The organism is Thiolapillus sp. (genome assembly GCF_048562965.1).
GTDB lineage: Bacteria > Pseudomonadota > Gammaproteobacteria > Chromatiales > Chromatiaceae > Thiolapillus > Thiolapillus brandeum_A.
Genome location: NZ_JBHNMF010000033.1, coordinates 1 through 16,265 on the forward strand (window position 1 = coordinate 1; position 16,265 = coordinate 16,265).

A 16,265-nucleotide genomic window follows, 5' to 3' on the forward strand; every position below is an offset into this window, starting at 1 on the left:
GCGCCAGCTCTACACCGGATACTTGCCAGGGACTCTTGATTCCCAGTATCTGGGCATATAGGTCTTTGTCTCTCATAGGGGATTACGATAATCTACCCACTCCATTTGGGGAAGAGCCGAAAAAATAAGCTATATCCCTTCTGGTGAAGTACTGGGCTCTTCGGAGCCCTTTTTTAAGAGTGAGGAACATCCAATGAAAAAACTGAAACTGCTTCTGGCGCCCGCCCTGCTGCTGGCAGGTAATATTGCCCAGGCCCATTCCCCCGGCGAACATGCCAAGGTCTATTTCAAGAATCTTCAGGACAGGCAGACCGTCACTGCCCCCTACAAGGTGCAATTCGGTATCGAAGGCTATGGCATCGTACCCGCCGGCACCAGAGACAAACGCCGGCATACTGCAGGTCATCACCACCTGCTGGTAGACCATCCCGGCAACCTGGATATGGAGGAACCCCTGGATCACAGCAAGAACTGCATGCATTTCGATCAGGGCGAAACCGAAGCTGTGCTCGATCTGCCACCCGGAAAACATACCCTGCAGCTGTTACTGGGCGACGAAGACCATGAGCCCACAGATCCTCCTCTGATGTCGAAAAAGATCACCATCACGGTGCAATAGCAGACCAGCTCAGGATCAGGATCAGGATGACAATAGACGTTCCGCCAGCCCGGAATAACGGTTGACGCTGCGCACCACCCCCTGTTTCCAGACCGCCTCATCCGCCCAGACCTTCAGCCCGTGCCTGGCGCGCGTGATGCCTGTGTACAGCAGTTCCCTGGAATTGAGGAGCTGGTCGTTTTCGGGCAGTACCAGCGCGACCTCATCGAATTCGGAACCCTGCGTCTTGTGCACCGTCATGGCATACACGACTTCCAGGGACGGCAGGCGGGACGGGCTGAGAAAACGCAGCTCCTCACCTTTGGCAAAGGCCACGCGCAGCCCCCGGCCATGGCGGACAACCACTCCGATATCGCCGTTGAACAGGTCCAGCTCGTAATGGTTGCGCGTCACCATGACAGGACAGCCGGGGTACCACCTGCCCTCGCCCGCGATCAGCCCCGCCCGGCGCAGCCGTTCCCCGACATAGGCATTGATCTGTTCGGCTCCCTGCTCGCCGGTCCGTGTTACACAAAGAATACGGAACGCAGACAGGAGGGCAAAACACTGCGCTGCATCAGCGGCCTGCAGCAAGGGGACATACCGGGTCTCGATCAACGGATCGAGCCAGGCATGGAGATCCCTGCCTTCCTGCAATTGCAGGGCATCGGAACTGTCACCGAGAATCCGCCAGCTCTCTTCGGCATCACCGCCGATGACAGCCGCTGCCAGCCGGCCTATCCCGCCTTCATCGGAAAAACGCCGGCTGCGGGTCAGCTGGCTGAGGTAATCGGCGCCCTGCCCCCTGGCCTGGGATGGCCGGATGCCTGTCAGCTTCTCCAGCCACATACAGTTGTCCTCACTGTACCCGGGATGCGGACGGGGGATCAGGTCCGCCAGTACACTGCCGGCTGAAACCGAAGGCAACTGATCCGGATCACCCAGCAGAATCAGCATGGCGCCATCAGGCAGTGCCTGAAGCAGGCGGTACATCATGGGCAGATCGACCATGGAAGCTTCATCCACCAGCAGCATATCAACCATGAGCGGATTGCCAGCATTGTGACGGAACTCATGCTGACCGGGGATGACCCCAAGGCAGCGATGCAGGGTGGCGGCATCTTCCGGGATGGCATCCAGGTCGCGGGGCTCCAGCAGACCCTGCCGGTGCAGCTCTGCCTTGGCCGCCACGATGGATTCGTTCAGTCGCTGGGCCGCTTTCCCTGTGGGCGCCACCAGACGGATGCGCAGGCTGTGACCGTGGAGGCGCTGCATGGCGGCCAACAGGCTTGTCACGGTGAATGTCTTGCCCGTACCGGGACCGCCGGAAATAACGGCAAACCGCTGCCGCAGGGCGTTGGCCACGGCCTGGCGCTGCTGGTCTTCAGGGTCTGCCTGCGGAAACAGCTGCGCCAGCACCCCGGCGGTCCTGCCTGCATCTGGATCCAGTTGCTGACACTTCATCTGTCCCAACCTGTCGGCCACACCCTTTTCGAAGCGCCAGTAGCGCCGCAGGTAAAGACGCTGATATTCGTAAACCAGCGGCTGATCCTGTTCCGGCCCGAGGCCCCATGTGGAAATTTCCTGTTGCCAGGTCTCCGGATCAGGAAAGACGAACCCACCTGCGCCTGTTTCTTCCTGCCAGTACCTGTTCCCGGCTTCTGCTGTCAGCTTCAGACAACTGTGACCACCTCTCAGCAGTGCGGACAGCAGCAGGATACTGTGAAACAGCAGGGCCGGGTTTTCCACACTGAATCGGCTGCACAGCGCTTCCGCCAGGTAATAGTCGATGGCTTCGACTCCCTGCAGCTGCTGACGGCATTGCCGGTAGCTGTCATACATCCGCTTGCCGTCCAAACAGGGTGTCGAGTTGCTGCAGCAGTTCTCCGGAAAGCTCCCGGTGGTACACACCGGTATCCCCGGCAGGTGACATGCCACGCAGGTAGAAGTAATACACACCGCCGAAATGCACCTCGGGCTGGTAGCCGTCGAGATGCGCCCGGAGATAGCGGTGCAGCGCCAGGCTGTAGAGCAGGTACTGCAGATCATAGAAGGATCGCTGCATGCTGTTTTCGATCATGGGCATGCTGTAATCCTGCAGCCGGGCACCCAGAAAATTGGACTTGTAGTCCGCCACATAATAGCGCCCCTGCCATTCGAAGATCAGGTCGATAAAGCCGTGCATCATACCGCGCAGGCGGCGCGTTGCCGGCAATTCGATAGCCGAATCCTGCCCGCGGTGCTGAGCAAGTATCTGCGCCAGTTCCGCCACGTTGCCTTTCAGCATGGGAAAGTAGAAGGCCGTCTCGCGCAGGGTTTGCGGCCACGCCAGCCCCGACAGGGTCAGGTCTGCAGGGAGCGGCGTATCCAGCACCGCCTGCAGCCAGCTCACCAGGTCGGCGCTCTGGAACCCTTCGGGCAACGGACCGAAGCCCGCCAGAGGCCTTTGCAGGACATGCTCCCAATCGGGACGTGAGAAATCCAGATGTTCGAAGATTTCGTGCAGCAGATTGCCTGCCGCCGCACCGGCCGGCAGGGCAAAGCGCAGCTGCGGGGCTACTTCCGCCTGCGGTGGTTCGTCCTGATCCCTGTCCGGCAGGGTGATGCCGCCATGGCGCAGATTGCGTGTAAGCGCGGAAAAGGAACCCAGCCACCAGTCACACCGGATACGGCCTGTAAAAGTGGCTGCCGCCAGCACCTGCTCATCCCCGCTGTCCGCAAGATTTTGCAAAAACGGAAAGCTGACATCTTCCACCCTTGCCAGGGCAATTGCCTCGTCACCCTGGGCAAGATCATCAAGGGCCGGCTCTAGGCCGCCGACATCATCCAGCCTTAGTACCTGCCCCAGGGGAGACCGCACACTATCCCTGAAGGGCGTGCTGCAGACATAACAGCGTGCGATGGCGCGTGTCGCCGCCACATAAAGCAGGCGCACAGTTTCTGCATGACCTTCTTCCCTGGTCAGTTTGACCTTTTCAGTGTCGTTGCCGAGATAGTTCACGGGCTCCAGCGTGTTCCTGTCGTGGTAACTGAGCACTTCCACATTCTTGTTGCCGAATCTTGCGGGATCCCTGTAGCGCGAGGCGAAGGGGATGAACACCACGGGATATTCCAGCCCTTTGGCGCCATGCAGGGTCTGGATGCGCAGCAGGTCGGCATCTGTCTCCAGGCGCAGTTCCGCCTCGATGTTCTCGCCTTCACCACGGATCTGTTCACCCAGCCAGTTCAGCAACTGCCGCGGCTGGCGATGACGCTGGCTGGCCTGCTGCAGCAGTTCCAGCAGATGCAGGCTGTTGGTCAGTGCCCTTTCCCTGTCCTGCGCCGGTGGCCGGTAGTATTCATGGAAGAGTGTCAGCACCATGGCGACAAAGCCGCGCTGCAGCCACAATCCACGCAACCGATGCAGATGCAGGTATTGTTCCTCCCAGTAATCCTCGTCTTCATTCATACGCTGAAGACGGTCCGCATCACCCCCGAGATAGACGTTCGCCAGTGCCGCCCGCGCCAGGCGTTCGTCTTCCTGCTCCAGGATACCCAGCAGCGCCTGGTAGAGATCCCCTGCCTGCTCACTGGCAAACAGCCTGTCTCTCAGGCTCAGATACACCGATGGCAGACCCGCGGCATCCAGCGCCAGCCTCATATCCCCGGCCTCGCTGCGGTCACGCACCAGGACCACGATATCCTTCGCCTGCAGCGGCGCATCACCGAGCAGTACATCGCCACCAAGCAGGCGGCTGATCTCCGCCGCACACCAGTGGGCGATCACCCCCCGGAAGTCCGCCTTGTTGAACCCTTGTTTGTCAGCGTAATCCTCGTGGGCAGGGAAATGCACCAGTTGCAGCGCGGCAGGGTTTTGAGGGTCCTGCAACGGCAGCTCATCACCTTTACCGGAAGCTATTACCGGCGTGTATTCGATGCCCAGGCCAAACACACCCGCCTCGGGCTGATCCAGGGGGGCGCCGTGAAACAGGCGGTTGACGCACGCCACCATGGCCGTGGAAGAACGCCAGTTGGTATCCATATGCCATTGCGCATCGGCATCCGACCTGGCCTGCAGATAGGCGAACACGTCACCGCCACGAAAGGCGTAGATGGCCTGCTTGGGATCGCCGATGAGATACAGGGCTGTCTCCTGCCGGCGTGAAGGTGTATAGATACATTGAAGGATGCGGTACTGCAGCGGATCGGTATCCTGGAATTCGTCCACCAGGGCAACCGGGTATTCTCCGGCCAGGATGCGGGCCAGCTCCCCACCCGCTGGCGCCTCCAGTGCCAGTGCCAGCCGTTCCACCAGGTCATCAAAACCCATGACCCGCTGAGCGCGTTTGGCATGCTGAATCGCTTCTTCGATGGCCTCCATGCCGGCAGCAGCCAGAACAGCAGCCTGCGCCTGCTCCAGCTGCTCAGCCAGTTTCATGCTGTCCTTCTTCAGATCTTTGGCACAGCCCAGCCAGGCATCGATGTCTTTCTTGCCGGGTGATCGGCCCCAGCGTCTGCCGTCCAGAAAAGCAGCCGCTTCTCCCGGCATGGCACTGCCGTCCTCCTGCGCCAGCCAGTCCATGAGCGCCTGCCATTCTGCGATGCGCTGTACACCCTGCTTGTGGGAATCCAGCAGCAGCGTAAACAGGGTTTCGCGGTGTTGCTGCAAGGTTTCGCTGCAGGCCTGCTTCCTCGCCAGCCACCGCATCCTGATTTCTTCGGGATCGGGAACCGTCAGCCGCTGCTGCTTGCCCAGCAGCTTCCCGAAACTGCTGAAAAACGCTTCGGGGTCCTGCCAGCGCCGGGCCACGATGCGGTAGTCGCCGGCGCGGCCCGCCAGTTGGCGGTACCAGTCCCGCACTGCTTCCAGGACGATATCATCCAGCTCCTGTTCCATGCCGGTATCGAAATCCATGCCTGTGGCAAAGGCATGGCGTTCGAGCACCCGGCGGCAGAAGCTGTGGATGGTGTAAACCGGCGCCTCATCGAGGTACAGCAGCGCGCGATGCAACAGCGGAAGTGCTTCTTCCCAGCTGAAACGGGTTTGCATGGCCTGGTAGAAAACATCACCGGCATCGAAGCGCCCCCAGTTTTCCAGGGCGTGGCGCAGCTCTCCGGCGAGGCGCCCGCGGAGCTCTTCGGTAGCCGCACGGGTGAAGGTCATGACCAGGATATTGCGCACATCCAGCTGCTTCTCCAGCAACAGGCGCAGGTAGATACGGGTGATGCTGAAGGTCTTGCCGGTGCCCGCGCTGGCCTCGATGAGCTGGCAGCCCTGCAGCGGCAGTTGGAGTATGTCCAGAGGTTGCCGCTTCACAGGTCTTCCTCGGTTCGGTGCGCATACAGGGGAGCGTAGATACGGTTCAGCAGATCTGCCGGCAGGTCTTCCCAGGCGGGAATTTCGGGCCAGAACCAGTGATAGTAGGGATCATGTCCCGGCCCGCGCCTGTTGTAGTCGTCCGACCAGAATGCTGGGAATTTCTGCGGTGCCTGTGCCAGCTTTTCCACCCAGGCCCTACCCAGTTCTGCGCCGCACAACAGGGGCTGAACCTGTCCCTGCCGCCAGACATCCACCAGCTCCAGCAGCAGCGCTTCGGCATCGTCCACCGGTGCAAAGGATACCTGGCAGAAGACATCCTCCCTGTTTTTCTTGCGCCGGAAGATACCCCGGGTACGTACGGCGCCCTCCGCATTGGGCAGGCAGTTCGCCACCAGGTGATGCAGCCACAGGCGCAGGTCATCTTTTCCCTTGGCATTGGCCAACCGGTAAAACAACAGTTCATCTTTGACCCGGGGAAGAGTTGCGAGAAGTTTGTGCTCTTCCAGCATGATTTCGGCAGGCTCGAAAACGATACTCGCGCCACCCTGGTCCGCAACGGTTTGCGCAAAGGCATCAGCCTGCTGCCGCCACTCCTGCAGCTGATCATCGGCAACCGGGTTTTCCGGCAGGTGGCCGCTGAGCCGCGCCTGCCGCAACAGCAGGTCACCGTCTTCATTGGCCAGGTGGCTCTGCACCAGTTGCTGCTGAAGCAGATAGCGGTCCAGGAGGCTGGCGGTGAAAGGCTCATGGTCTTCCGGTCCGCTGATCCCGTCGCTACCCAGATACAGACCCAGCCGCAGGTTGGCAAAATAACGGGGCGGATGATCGAAAAAGCGCAGCAGGGTTTCGAGCTGCAGCTCCTGTGCCGCAGGTTCCGCAGGTTCCTGCGAGGGAAGGCTGTTGCGCTGCCCCGGGCTTTGCAGCAGCGACAGCCAGCCGGTATCGAAAGAATGGAAGGCCGCCGCCCGGCCTGGCCTGGCCATGTAGTTCTCCCGGCTGAAGGGCTGCAGAGGCAGCTGGATGAGATCTGCCTGTCCGCCGGAGAATGACCAGCCATATCCCTGCTCGAGATAGTCCATGAACTCTCTCAGCACCAGGGAAGGTTCACGCGGCTGATTGGTCCGGATATCCCGTCCCTGAAAACTGAGATAGAGCTTCTCCCGGGCGGAGATAAGTGTTTCGAGAAACAGGTAGCGGTCATCCCCGCGCAGGGAACGGTCCCCCGGGCGCGGAGGTTCCTGAGCCATGAGATCGAACCCGCGTGGCGGCCGCTGGCGGGGAAAATCGCTGTTGTTCAACCCCAGCACGGCGATGATGCGGAAAGGTACACTGCGCATGGGTATCATGGAGCAGAAGCTCACCTGCCCCACCAGGAACTGGCGCCCCGGTTCGGGACGGGAAAACGCCGCACGCAGCCAGTCACGAATGACCGGCAGGGGAATATCCTGCACAAAACCCGCCGCCTGGGTGTATTCCCCCAGTTCATCGATGGCGCTGCCGATGACGAACCTGGCCTGTTCGTCATCACCGTTCAGGCTGAACAGCCAGGCCTGCATCTCCATCAGCAGCGTTTGCCAGGCTGATGCCCGGCGTGGCCGGCCCAGTTTCATGGCATAGTCTTTCAGCCCGCCTATCAGCTCCATCAGCCTGCCCAGCAGCAGCGCTTCATCCCCTTCCACATCGGGCAGCAGCAGGCGATCATCGTAAACAGTCGTTTCATTACCCCAGGCAAACCCCAGCAGCAGGCGTTCCAGGCCCTGTTGCCAGGTATAGCTGGCGCTCAGGTTTTCGCTGCCCAGGATCTGCTGCTTGTGATTGCGGTCCAGCCCCCAGTGCACGGCAGCATTGTCCAGCCAGCGTTCGATGACCGGCGGTTCCTCTTCCGTCAGGGAGAAGCGCGCCTGTACCGAAGGCAAGCGTAACAGCGCCAGAATCTGCGACACCTGGAAACGGCTGTCCGGAAGATCCAGCAACTCGGCGAAAGCGGCAACCAGAGGCTCTTCATCACGCAGCGCACGGTCGGCAATACTGCTGGGCAGACGGACAGCAGCCGTCTCGCCATCGCCGCTGCCGCCAAAAACCGCCTGCACCGCCGGCGCATAGTCTTCGATGCGCGGACAGGTCACCAGCACATCGGTCGGCGTCAGGCTGGCATCGTCGTTGAACTGGTGCAGCAGCCAGTCATGCAATGCCTGCACTTCACGCAGGGCGGAATGCGCAGACACCAGGGTGATGCTGTCATCAACGAGTTGCCGTGGATGCCGGCGGGCATCTTCCAGACTGAAGATGTCCATTTGCAGACGATGTAACAGCCGGTCTGCAGAACCCGATGCCACCGGCGGATCGAAGGCCGTATATTCCATGGCAGGCTGCTCCTGAATCAGAGAGAGGAACTCACGCCCCTGGGCGCCCAGGTTACCCAGCAGGGGGTTGATCTCCATGCTGTGTTCTTCACTGTCCAGCCAGCGGCTCAACTGCTTTTCACTGCGGGCATCACCCCAGTATTCCACGCAGGGGTTGAGTTGAAAAAGATGCACCTGAGTATGAACCGCCACCTTCCCCAGAAAATCCAGCCACAGGGGCGCCAGGGCATTGATGCCGAAGATACACAGCCTGGCCGGCAACCCGTCGGCAGGCCCGTCCAGCTGTTTCACGGCACGCCGCAGCAATCTGAGGGGATGGGCCGGCACTTCAGCTGCCAGCCGCTGCCACAGGAAAGCCTGCCAGTGGGGCGTCTCTCCCCTGTCCCAGGCACTGATCCAGTCGGGACGGTAGATCAGGTACTGTTCAAACAGATCGGCCAGCTCCCGCGCCAGCTGAAAGCGCAGGCTGTCGGCATCGCCCGGTGATTTCCGCCAGTAGTCCGTCGCCTCCCGGCACAGGGGGTTCTCCGTAGTCACACTGTCGGCCAGCAGCGCGTACAAGCGCCAGCACAAGACTTCCCTCGAGTAGGGTGACAGGTCCGGCACCGCTTCCCGGCCAAGAATCCCGCGGATGAGCCGCCAGAAAAAACTGGCCGGCAGATGAAAATCCAGGTTCATACTGATGCCACGCTGATACGCCAGCTGCAGGTTCAGCCAGTGCTGCATACCGCCGTTCTGCACCAGCACGATGTCCGGCTGCAGCACGTTGTCCTTCGGCAGGTGCAGCACCGCAACCAGCAACTGCGCCAGGTCCTCCAGGCGATTGGAAGGATAGACGTTCAGCATCGCTCAACCCATTTTTCATCCTGCATGTCGGCCAGGGGAGCGCGCACCTCGATAGGCCGAAACGCGGACTTGTAGGCCATCTTGCGGCAATCGGGGATCCAGTAGCCAAGATACAGCCATTGCCTGCCTTCCTGATTCGCCTGAGCAATCTGCTGCAGGATGGCATAGCTGCCCAGGGAACGCTTGTGCATGTCCGGCCGGAAAAAGGTATACACGGCTGACAGGCTCAGGGGCTGAAAGTCGGTCACCGCCACGCACAGCAGTTCACCGGCAAGGCGCATCTCCAGAAAACGGACATCATTCCAGCTGGCGAGCAGAAACTCCTGGGTTTCCATGAAACTGCTCTCTGCCATGGCGCCACCGGCATGACGGCGGGCCTGGTAGGCTAGGTAGAGCGCGTACTGCTCATCGGTCAGTTCTGCAGGAACCCAGCGCAGGTCCAGATCCCGGTTGAGGTTCCAGCAGCGGCGCTGGCTGCGGTTGGGACGAAAACGTTCCACCGGCACCCGCACCGCATGACACTGCCGGCAGCCGTCACACCAGGGACGGTAGACGTGATCACCGCTGCGGCGATAACCGTGCGCGAGCAGCGCGTCATAGGTATGCGGTGAAAGCAGCTCCTCATCCATGACCATCAGGGAGCGGGCCATATGGTTTTCGAGGTAGCTGCAGGAATGCTCCTGGGTCAGGCCAAGACTCAGGCGCATGATACTTCCAGTGGAAAGCGGCGAAGATCATTCACACTGTCGTTGAGCAGGGAAAGAAACCGCTCGCGGGGAATCAGGCCCGCTCCCAGTGACTGCAGGTGTGGAGTGAAGATCTGACAGTCGACGAGACTGTAACCGGTGCGGGAAAGGCTGCGCACCAGGCACACGAAAGCGACCTTGGATGCATTCGACATGCGGCTGAACATGGATTCGCCAAAAAACACGCTGCCCAGTGCGTTGCCATACAGTCCGCCTACCAGCTCGCCGTCATGCCAGGTTTCCACGGAATGGGCAATGCCCAGCCGATGCAATTCCTGATAGGCGGCAATCATTTCCGGCATCAGCCAGGTACCGGGTTCATCCTTGCGCGGCTGGGCGCAGGACTCGATAACCTGGTCGAAAGCCAGGTCGAAGGTAACCTGGAAACGCCCCCGCCGCAGTTCCTTGGCCAGGCTGCGGCTGACGTGCAGGTCGTCCGGAAAAAGTACCATGCGGGGATCAGGACTCCACCACAGGATGGGCTGATCATCCCCGTACCAGGGGAAGATGCCCTGGCGATAGGCCTGGACTATCCGTTCAGGTGTCAGGTCACCCCCGACGGCCAGCAGACCGTCGGGGTCTTTTTCTGCCAGTGACGGATCGGGAAACGGCTCTCCCGGCCGGCGTTCGTCCAGGGAGAACAGCAAGTATCATTTCTCCAGTGCGTCGATGTATTTTTCAGCATCCAGGGCTGCCATGCAGCCACTGGCCGCGGAAGTTACCGCCTGCTGGTAGACATGATCGGCCACGTCACCGGCCGCATACACGCCTTCGATGGATGTTGCAGTGGCATTGCCTTCCGTACCGCTCTGCACTTTCAGGTAACCGTTGTTCATTTCCAGCTGGCCTTCGAACAGGCTGGTGTTGGGACTGTGACCGATAGCAATGAACACGCCCTGGAGTTCGATATCCTGGGTGGAACCGTCCTTGACGTTCTTGATGCGCATCCCGGTAACGCCGCTGTCGTCACCCAGCACCTCGTCCAGGGTGCTGTCCCACATGATGGTGATGTTGCCGTTTTCCGCCTTCTCCAGAATGTGTTTCTGCAGGATCTTTTCGGCACGCAGCTCGTCCCGGCGGTGCACCAGAATCACCTCTGCAGCGATATTGGACAGATAGAGTGCCTCTTCCACCGCCGTGTTGCCGCCGCCAATGACGGCCACTTTCTGGTTGCGATAGAAGAAACCGTCACAGGTGGCGCAGGCGGAAACGCCCTTGCCCTTGAAGGCCTCTTCCGAGGGCAGCCCCAGGTAGCGGGCTGATGCGCCGGTGCAGATGATCAGCGCATCACAGGTGTAGGTGCCCGCATCACCGCTCAGCGTGAAAGGCCGCTGGGTGAGTTCGGCGGTGTGGATATGATCGAAAACGATCTCGGTCTCGAAGCGTTCGGCATGCTGCTTCATGCGCTCCATCAGATCCGGACCCTGCACGCCATCGTTGTCGCCGGGCCAGTTGTCCACGTCAGTGGTGGTCATGAGCTGGCCACCCTGTTCCATGCCGGTGATCAGCACGGGGTTCAGGTTGGCGCGCGCCGCGTAGATGGCAGCGGTGTAACCGGCAGGGCCGGAGCCCAGGATCAGTAGCGGGCAATGTCTGGTTTCACTCACGGGAATACTCCTTAGGTTTATAATCGATGTACTTTTGAATATGGGGCAAATCCTAACACATGAGAATTGGCATACCCAAAGAGATCAAACCCCTGGAAGGTCGGGTGGCGCTGGTTCCGCAGGCGGCTGCCGACCTGGTGCATGCAGGCCACCAGGTGAGCATCCAGTCCGGCGCGGGTGAAGCCAGCGGATTCAGCGACGAGGACTATGCCGGGGCAGGCATTCAGGTGCTGCCCGGCGCGGCCGACGTCTACGGTCAGGCGCAACTCATTCTCAAGGTCAAGGAACCCGTGGGCAAGGAACTGGAACTGTTGCGGCCCGATCACCTGCTGTTCAGCTTCCTGCACCTGGCGGCGCTTCCCGAACTGACGCAAAAGCTGTGTGCGATCGGCCTGACAGCCATTGCTTTCGAAACCGTGGAAGACCAGCGCCGGCTGCCCATTCTCGCCCCCATGAGCAACATCGCCGGGCGCATCGCCATACAGGCAGGCACCCATTTCCTGCACCGCCCGTCCGGTGGCAAAGGCCTGATGCTTGGGGGGTTGCCGGGCACTCAGCGGGGAAAGGTCGTGATCATCGGCGCGGGCAACGCCGGTGGCAATGCAGCCCACCTGGCCGCAGGCATGGGCGCCGAGGTGGTGGTCTTCGACAGGCAGCCGGGCAAGCTGGATGCCATGATGGCCATGGGCAGCAACATCACGGCGCTCTACCCTTACCGGGATGCTCTGGATGAGCAGGTTTCCCAGGCGGATCTGCTCATCGGTGCCGTTCTGATCCCCGGCGCAAAGGCTCCGAAGATCGTTTCCCGCGAACAGGTCTGCTCCATGCAGCCCGGCAGCGTCATCGTGGACATTGCCGTGGATCAGGGTGGCTGTATCGAAACCACCCGTCCCACCACCTATGACGATCCGGTCTACCGGGAATGTGATGTTTCCCATTTCTGCGTCACCAACATCCCCGGCGCAGTGCCCAGAACGGCATCCCTTGCCCTGTCTGCCAGCCTGCTGCCCTATTGCCAGCGCCTGGCAGGAGGCAACTGGCGGGAAGATGATGTTCTGAACGCTGCCGTCAACGTGGAAAACGGCGCCGTCGTCCACCCCGCCCTGCACTGAGGCATGAGCAAGACCATTGCCATCGTGGAAGACGAGGCCGATATCCGCGCCAACTACGCGGAGCTGTTCCAGCGCCAGGGGTACAGGGTGCGGACCTATGCCAACCGCCGCGAAGTGCTAGAGAGCTTCGCCACCCAACTGCCGGACCTGGCCATACTGGATATCGGCCTGGGAGATGAAATCGACGGGGGATTCGAACTGTGCAGGGAACTGCGCAGCGCAGCGCCAGCCCTGCCCATCATCTTTCTCAGCGCCAGGGACAGCGACATCGACGTGGTTTCCGGTCTCCGTCTCGGCGCCGATGACTACCTCACCAAGGACATCAGCCTGCCTCACCTGACCGCCAGGGTTGCCGCACTGTTCCGGCGCGTGGCGGTGATGGCGCAGAACAGCCGTGAGAACCAGCTGCTGCAAGGCGATCTCGCACTGGACATGGACCGCCTCAGCGCCCACTGGAAACAGCAGCCGGTGGAGCTGACCGTCACCGAACTGTGGATGCTGCATGCCCTGGCGCTGCACCCCGGCCATGTGAAATCACGGGACCAGCTCATGGAAGCCGCCAGCATCGTGGTGGACAGCAGCACCATCACTTCCCATATCCGCCGCATACGCAGGAAATTTCAGGACGTGGACCCGGCCTTCGACCGGATCGAGGCGGTGTACGGCATCGGCTACCGCTGGATCGAATGAGCGTGAAGAGGCGCTTTGGCATACGCTTCAAGCTGCTGCTGGTATCCCTGAGCCTCATCGCCATTCCCGTTGCCGGCTACCAGTTCATCCGGGAGATGGAAACCTTCCTCCGCGACGCGCAGGATCACAATCTGGCAACCACCACCCAGGCTCTGGCCCTGCTGGTCCAGGACAATCCCGCATTTTCTGAAAAGGATGCGGGACCCGACGCGCTCTACGTCCATCCATACCAGCCGGTGATCATCGACGGTTATGCAGACGACTGGCAGGACATCCTGCCCCTGGCGCAGCAGTTTTCATCGGCTGACGGCCTTGCGTTTCAGGTGCTGCTCCGCGCCTCACCCGGCTATTTCCATCTCCTCATCCACGTGATCACCCCGCCGCCCCGCTATGCCGGTGGCAGGATCATCTCCTATGGCCGTTCAAATCAGGTAGAGCTCTTCCTGGTGGACGACAACGGCCTGTCCCGCAGCTACCTGATCGCACCAAGAGCACCAGGTACGGTCATCACTCACCGCCTGAACGGTGATCAGCCCGGCCCCGGTGACTTCCGCCTGCAGGGCGAATGGCAGGAAATCGCCAGCGGTTACAACCTGGAAATGCGCATTCCGAAAAGACTGATGGCGTCCGGCATGAGTATCCGGGTCATGGACGGCGCCGGCCACAAGCTTGCCACGGCCAGCATGGAAGACTCCCACAAGGCAGGCAGACTCATCCAGCCTTCCCACGAGCTGAAGCGCATCATCGCCAACATCGACCTTCCCCAGAGCCGTATCCGGATCACCGATGACCAGGGCTGGGTGCTGACACGCTCGGGAAATCTGGAAGACACTGCCCCCCAGAGCGAAACTGCCGCACCCTGACTACTGCGGAAAATCATCGACCTGATTCTGCAGCACCGGGCAGGCGATGCGCCTCCCATTGAAGAAAACAGCGTTCGCCTTAGCGGTGAACCGGTGATATCGGCGCTGCAGGGAAAAACCGCCACCCGGCGCTATCGCATGCCCGGCAGTGAAACCCTGGTCATCGCCACCACCCGGCCCGTCTTCAGTGACGGCAAGATCAGGGGGGCCGTCATGCTGGAGCAGACCACTGGCAACATACTCTCCCTGCAGAACCAGGCCATGCAGCGGCTGCTGGTCATCACCTTCACCCTGTTCGTGGTGGTTGCCCTGGCCCTGCTCGGCTTTGCGAGCCTGCTGACGTCGAGAATCCGCCGCCTGCACAACCAGATGGAAAAGACCGTGGCGCCGGACGGCCGTATCATCGGCGAAATCCAGGTCAGCCGCTCCCGCGATGAGATCGCCGACCTGGGCCAGAGCTTTTCCAGCGTGCTGTCACGCCTGCAGGAATACAACCGCTATCTGCAGGCCATGGCTTCGCGCCTGTCCCACGAGTTCCGCACGCCCCTGGCCATCATTCGCACCTCCCTGGAAAACAGCTCACTGGTGGACGATGCGAAAGAAAAGCAGGCTTACCTGCAACGTGCGCAGAAAGGCGTGGACAGGCTGGAACTGATCCTGCGGCAACTGCAGGAAGCCACGCAGCTGGAAAAAGCACTGGAGCAGGTCGAGGTCCAGCCGTTCGACCTGTGCGAGCTGCTGGCTTTCAGCCTGGAAAACTACGCCAGCATCCACCCCGGGTTGACATTCGAACTGCAGCCCTGTGTGGCTTGCAGGATATCCGGCTCCCCGGAACTGGTTCACCAGGCGCTGGAAAAACTGCTGGACAACGCCGTGGACTTCCACCAGTCCGGCACACCCATAGCTGTACGGCTCGTTCGGGAACAACAGCAGGTATTCGTCTGCGTGAGCAACCAGGGTCCAGCCATCCCGCCGAACATGGACCTGTTTCAGTCCATGGTATCCCTGCGTGAGAAGCGGCAGGAGCAACCGCACCTGGGGCTGGGATTGTACCTGGTCAAGCTCATCGCCGAATTCCATGGCGGCGGGACCCGTATGGAGAATCGTCCCGATGAAAAAGCGGTCAGCTTCTGTTTTGGCCTGAGACTGGACGCCAACTGATATCGCAGGATCGCAAACGACAGGCTGTTCAGTGCTCGACCCTGTAGTCATCGAAAAACACCACACTGTCTGCCTTGGTCCAAATGCCTGTCTTGCCGGATACGGCTGCGGGCAGTTCGTACTCCAGATACTTCTTGCCGTTGACATAGCCTTCGATGTGTCTGCCCCGGACTTTCAGCGCGATATCGTGCCACTGGCGCGAAGCCGTGACGACATTTCTCACCCAGCTCACCGAACTTCGCTTGCCATGCCTGAAGCGCCAGAGCACCAGGTTGTTTTCCAGGGGATTGGCACGCAGTGCGTAATAGTCGCCGTTGGGCTTCAGGTCGAAAAGAATGCCTGCACCCTGATCGATACGCCCGGCAATGGACTTGAAGCGCATGGAAATGGTGCCATTGGAGAAATTGTCCACACGCCTGAAGACGGCAAAGGGAAAGTAGGCATAAGCCTTGACGTTGTCAAGAAACTCCGCATAACGTTCACCATAGAGCGCCCGGGCTTTGTCGGCCAGTCCTGCGGAAGTCTGCCCGCGTCGCCACTTGCTGCCATCGACGACGAGCACCTTGTTGCCCTGGTCGATACCGATGAGCCAGTTACCCACGGCAGGCGCGAAAGACTGTGGGGGTGCGCCGACCGTCTCCGTAGAAAAGTCCTCGGTAATAGCGGTTGCACCGGCACCGTCCGCATCCTGCGCAAAGGCAGATGGGGAGAAAAACAGGATGGCAATCAGGACAGGAAAAAATCTGTTTTCAGTTTTCATCGGACATGCTCCCGAAAAGACAGGGGAAACAGCTGCGGCTGGCGAATACGCCAGGCAGCAAACAAAAAAGCCAGCGGCAGGATCAGGTAGAACCACCAGCTTGTCGGGTACCATGTGATTATATTCCAAAAAGGAGCTATCCTTTGTTCCGAACCCGCCAGATATTGAACGACTGGCTCACGCAAAACCTGGAGGAAGCATAACGCCATGGTTATCCATC

General features: G+C 60.5%; 13 protein-coding genes. 5 read left to right on the top strand and 8 right to left on the bottom strand.

Translation table 11 applies throughout. The features are described from left to right. Positions 1-193 precede the first annotated feature (193 nt). Positions 194-619 (top strand): DUF4399 domain-containing protein, encoded by a 426-nt coding sequence (locus ACOCD2_RS03600; protein ID WP_293644833.1) that lies wholly within the window; start codon positions 194-196, stop codon positions 617-619. Positions 620-640: 21 nt separating this feature from the next. Here ACOCD2_RS03600 and recD read toward each other — a convergent pair whose 3' ends face one another. Genes recD through trxB form a run of 6 tightly spaced genes read right to left on the bottom strand, consistent with a single transcriptional unit; the run spans position 641 to position 11,459 of the window. Then, entirely contained in the window at positions 641-2,455 is a 1,815-nt protein-coding gene (recD, locus tag ACOCD2_RS03605; RefSeq protein WP_293672437.1) for an exodeoxyribonuclease V subunit alpha, read from the bottom strand. After that, positions 2,433-5,894, bottom strand: coding sequence for an exodeoxyribonuclease V subunit beta (gene recB, locus ACOCD2_RS03610; protein WP_293644837.1), 3,462 nt, complete (start codon positions 5,892-5,894; stop codon positions 2,433-2,435). The genes recD and recB overlap by 23 nt, the downstream gene beginning before the upstream one ends. Beyond that, positions 5,891-9,106: an exodeoxyribonuclease V subunit gamma gene (recC, locus tag ACOCD2_RS03615; RefSeq protein WP_293644839.1), complete on the bottom strand. Its 3,216-nt coding sequence runs from the start codon at positions 9,104-9,106 to the stop codon at positions 5,891-5,893. Before recC ends, recB begins: the two co-directional genes overlap by 4 nt. Continuing rightward, positions 9,100-9,813, bottom strand: a complete 714-nt coding sequence (locus tag ACOCD2_RS03620) for an arginyltransferase (protein WP_293644841.1) — start codon at positions 9,811-9,813, stop codon at positions 9,100-9,102. The genes recC and ACOCD2_RS03620 overlap by 7 nt, the downstream gene beginning before the upstream one ends. After that, on the bottom strand, positions 9,804-10,499 hold the full coding sequence (gene aat / locus ACOCD2_RS03625; protein ID WP_293644842.1) for a leucyl/phenylalanyl-tRNA--protein transferase: 696 nt from the start codon (positions 10,497-10,499) through the stop codon (positions 9,804-9,806). Before aat ends, ACOCD2_RS03620 begins: the two co-directional genes overlap by 10 nt. Positions 10,500-10,502: 3 nt before the next feature. Continuing rightward, on the bottom strand, positions 10,503-11,459 hold the full coding sequence (trxB, locus tag ACOCD2_RS03630; protein ID WP_293644843.1) for a thioredoxin-disulfide reductase: 957 nt from the start codon (positions 11,457-11,459) through the stop codon (positions 10,503-10,505). Between the two features lie 59 nt (positions 11,460-11,518). Here trxB and ald point away from each other — a divergent pair, with 59 nt between their 5' ends. The 4 genes from ald to ACOCD2_RS03650 all read left to right on the top strand — a co-directional run bounded on the left by ald (position 11,519) and on the right by ACOCD2_RS03650 (position 15,285). Continuing rightward, the gene (ald, locus tag ACOCD2_RS03635) at positions 11,519-12,571 is read left to right on the top strand and encodes an alanine dehydrogenase (RefSeq protein WP_293644845.1); all 1,053 of its coding nucleotides are present in this window, start codon (positions 11,519-11,521) and stop codon (positions 12,569-12,571) included. Between the two features lie 3 nt (positions 12,572-12,574). Beyond that, positions 12,575-13,261, top strand: coding sequence for a proteobacterial dedicated sortase system response regulator (pdsR, locus tag ACOCD2_RS03640; protein ID WP_293644847.1), 687 nt, complete (start codon positions 12,575-12,577; stop codon positions 13,259-13,261). Between the two features lie 2 nt (positions 13,262-13,263). Then, positions 13,264-14,124, top strand: coding sequence for a hypothetical protein (locus ACOCD2_RS03645; protein ID WP_293672436.1), 861 nt, complete (start codon positions 13,264-13,266; stop codon positions 14,122-14,124). Positions 14,125-14,217: 93 nt separating this feature from the next. Then, positions 14,218-15,285, top strand: coding sequence for an ATP-binding protein (locus tag ACOCD2_RS03650; RefSeq protein WP_293644851.1), 1,068 nt, complete (start codon positions 14,218-14,220; stop codon positions 15,283-15,285). Between the two features lie 28 nt (positions 15,286-15,313). On the opposite strand, the gene ACOCD2_RS03655 is transcribed toward ACOCD2_RS03650, so the two are convergent. After that, a complete protein-coding gene (locus ACOCD2_RS03655; protein ID WP_293644853.1) occupies positions 15,314-16,045 on the bottom strand; it encodes a hypothetical protein in 732 nt (243 codons plus the stop codon). Continuing rightward, positions 16,042-16,265 (bottom strand): hypothetical protein (locus ACOCD2_RS03660; protein WP_293644855.1); only part of this gene is annotated, 224 nt, incomplete at its 5' end. The genes ACOCD2_RS03660 and ACOCD2_RS03655, both read right to left, overlap by 4 nt.

Bases quoted from the DNA above. Each gene is read 5' to 3' on its own strand.
- ACOCD2_RS03600 (WP_293644833.1), top strand. From the start codon at position 194: ATGAAAAAACTGAAACTGCTTCTGGCGCCCGCCCTGCTGCTGGCAGGT.
- recC (WP_293644839.1), bottom strand. From the start codon at position 9,106: ATGCTGAACGTCTATCCTTCCAATCGCCTGGAGGACCTGGCGCAGTTG.
- ACOCD2_RS03620 (WP_293644841.1), bottom strand. From the start codon at position 9,813: ATGCGCCTGAGTCTTGGCCTGACCCAGGAGCATTCCTGCAGCTACCTC.
- ald (WP_293644845.1), top strand. From the start codon at position 11,519: ATGAGAATTGGCATACCCAAAGAGATCAAACCCCTGGAAGGTCGGGTG.
- pdsR (WP_293644847.1), top strand. From the start codon at position 12,575: ATGAGCAAGACCATTGCCATCGTGGAAGACGAGGCCGATATCCGCGCC.
- ACOCD2_RS03655 (WP_293644853.1), bottom strand. From the start codon at position 16,045: ATGAAAACTGAAAACAGATTTTTTCCTGTCCTGATTGCCATCCTGTTT.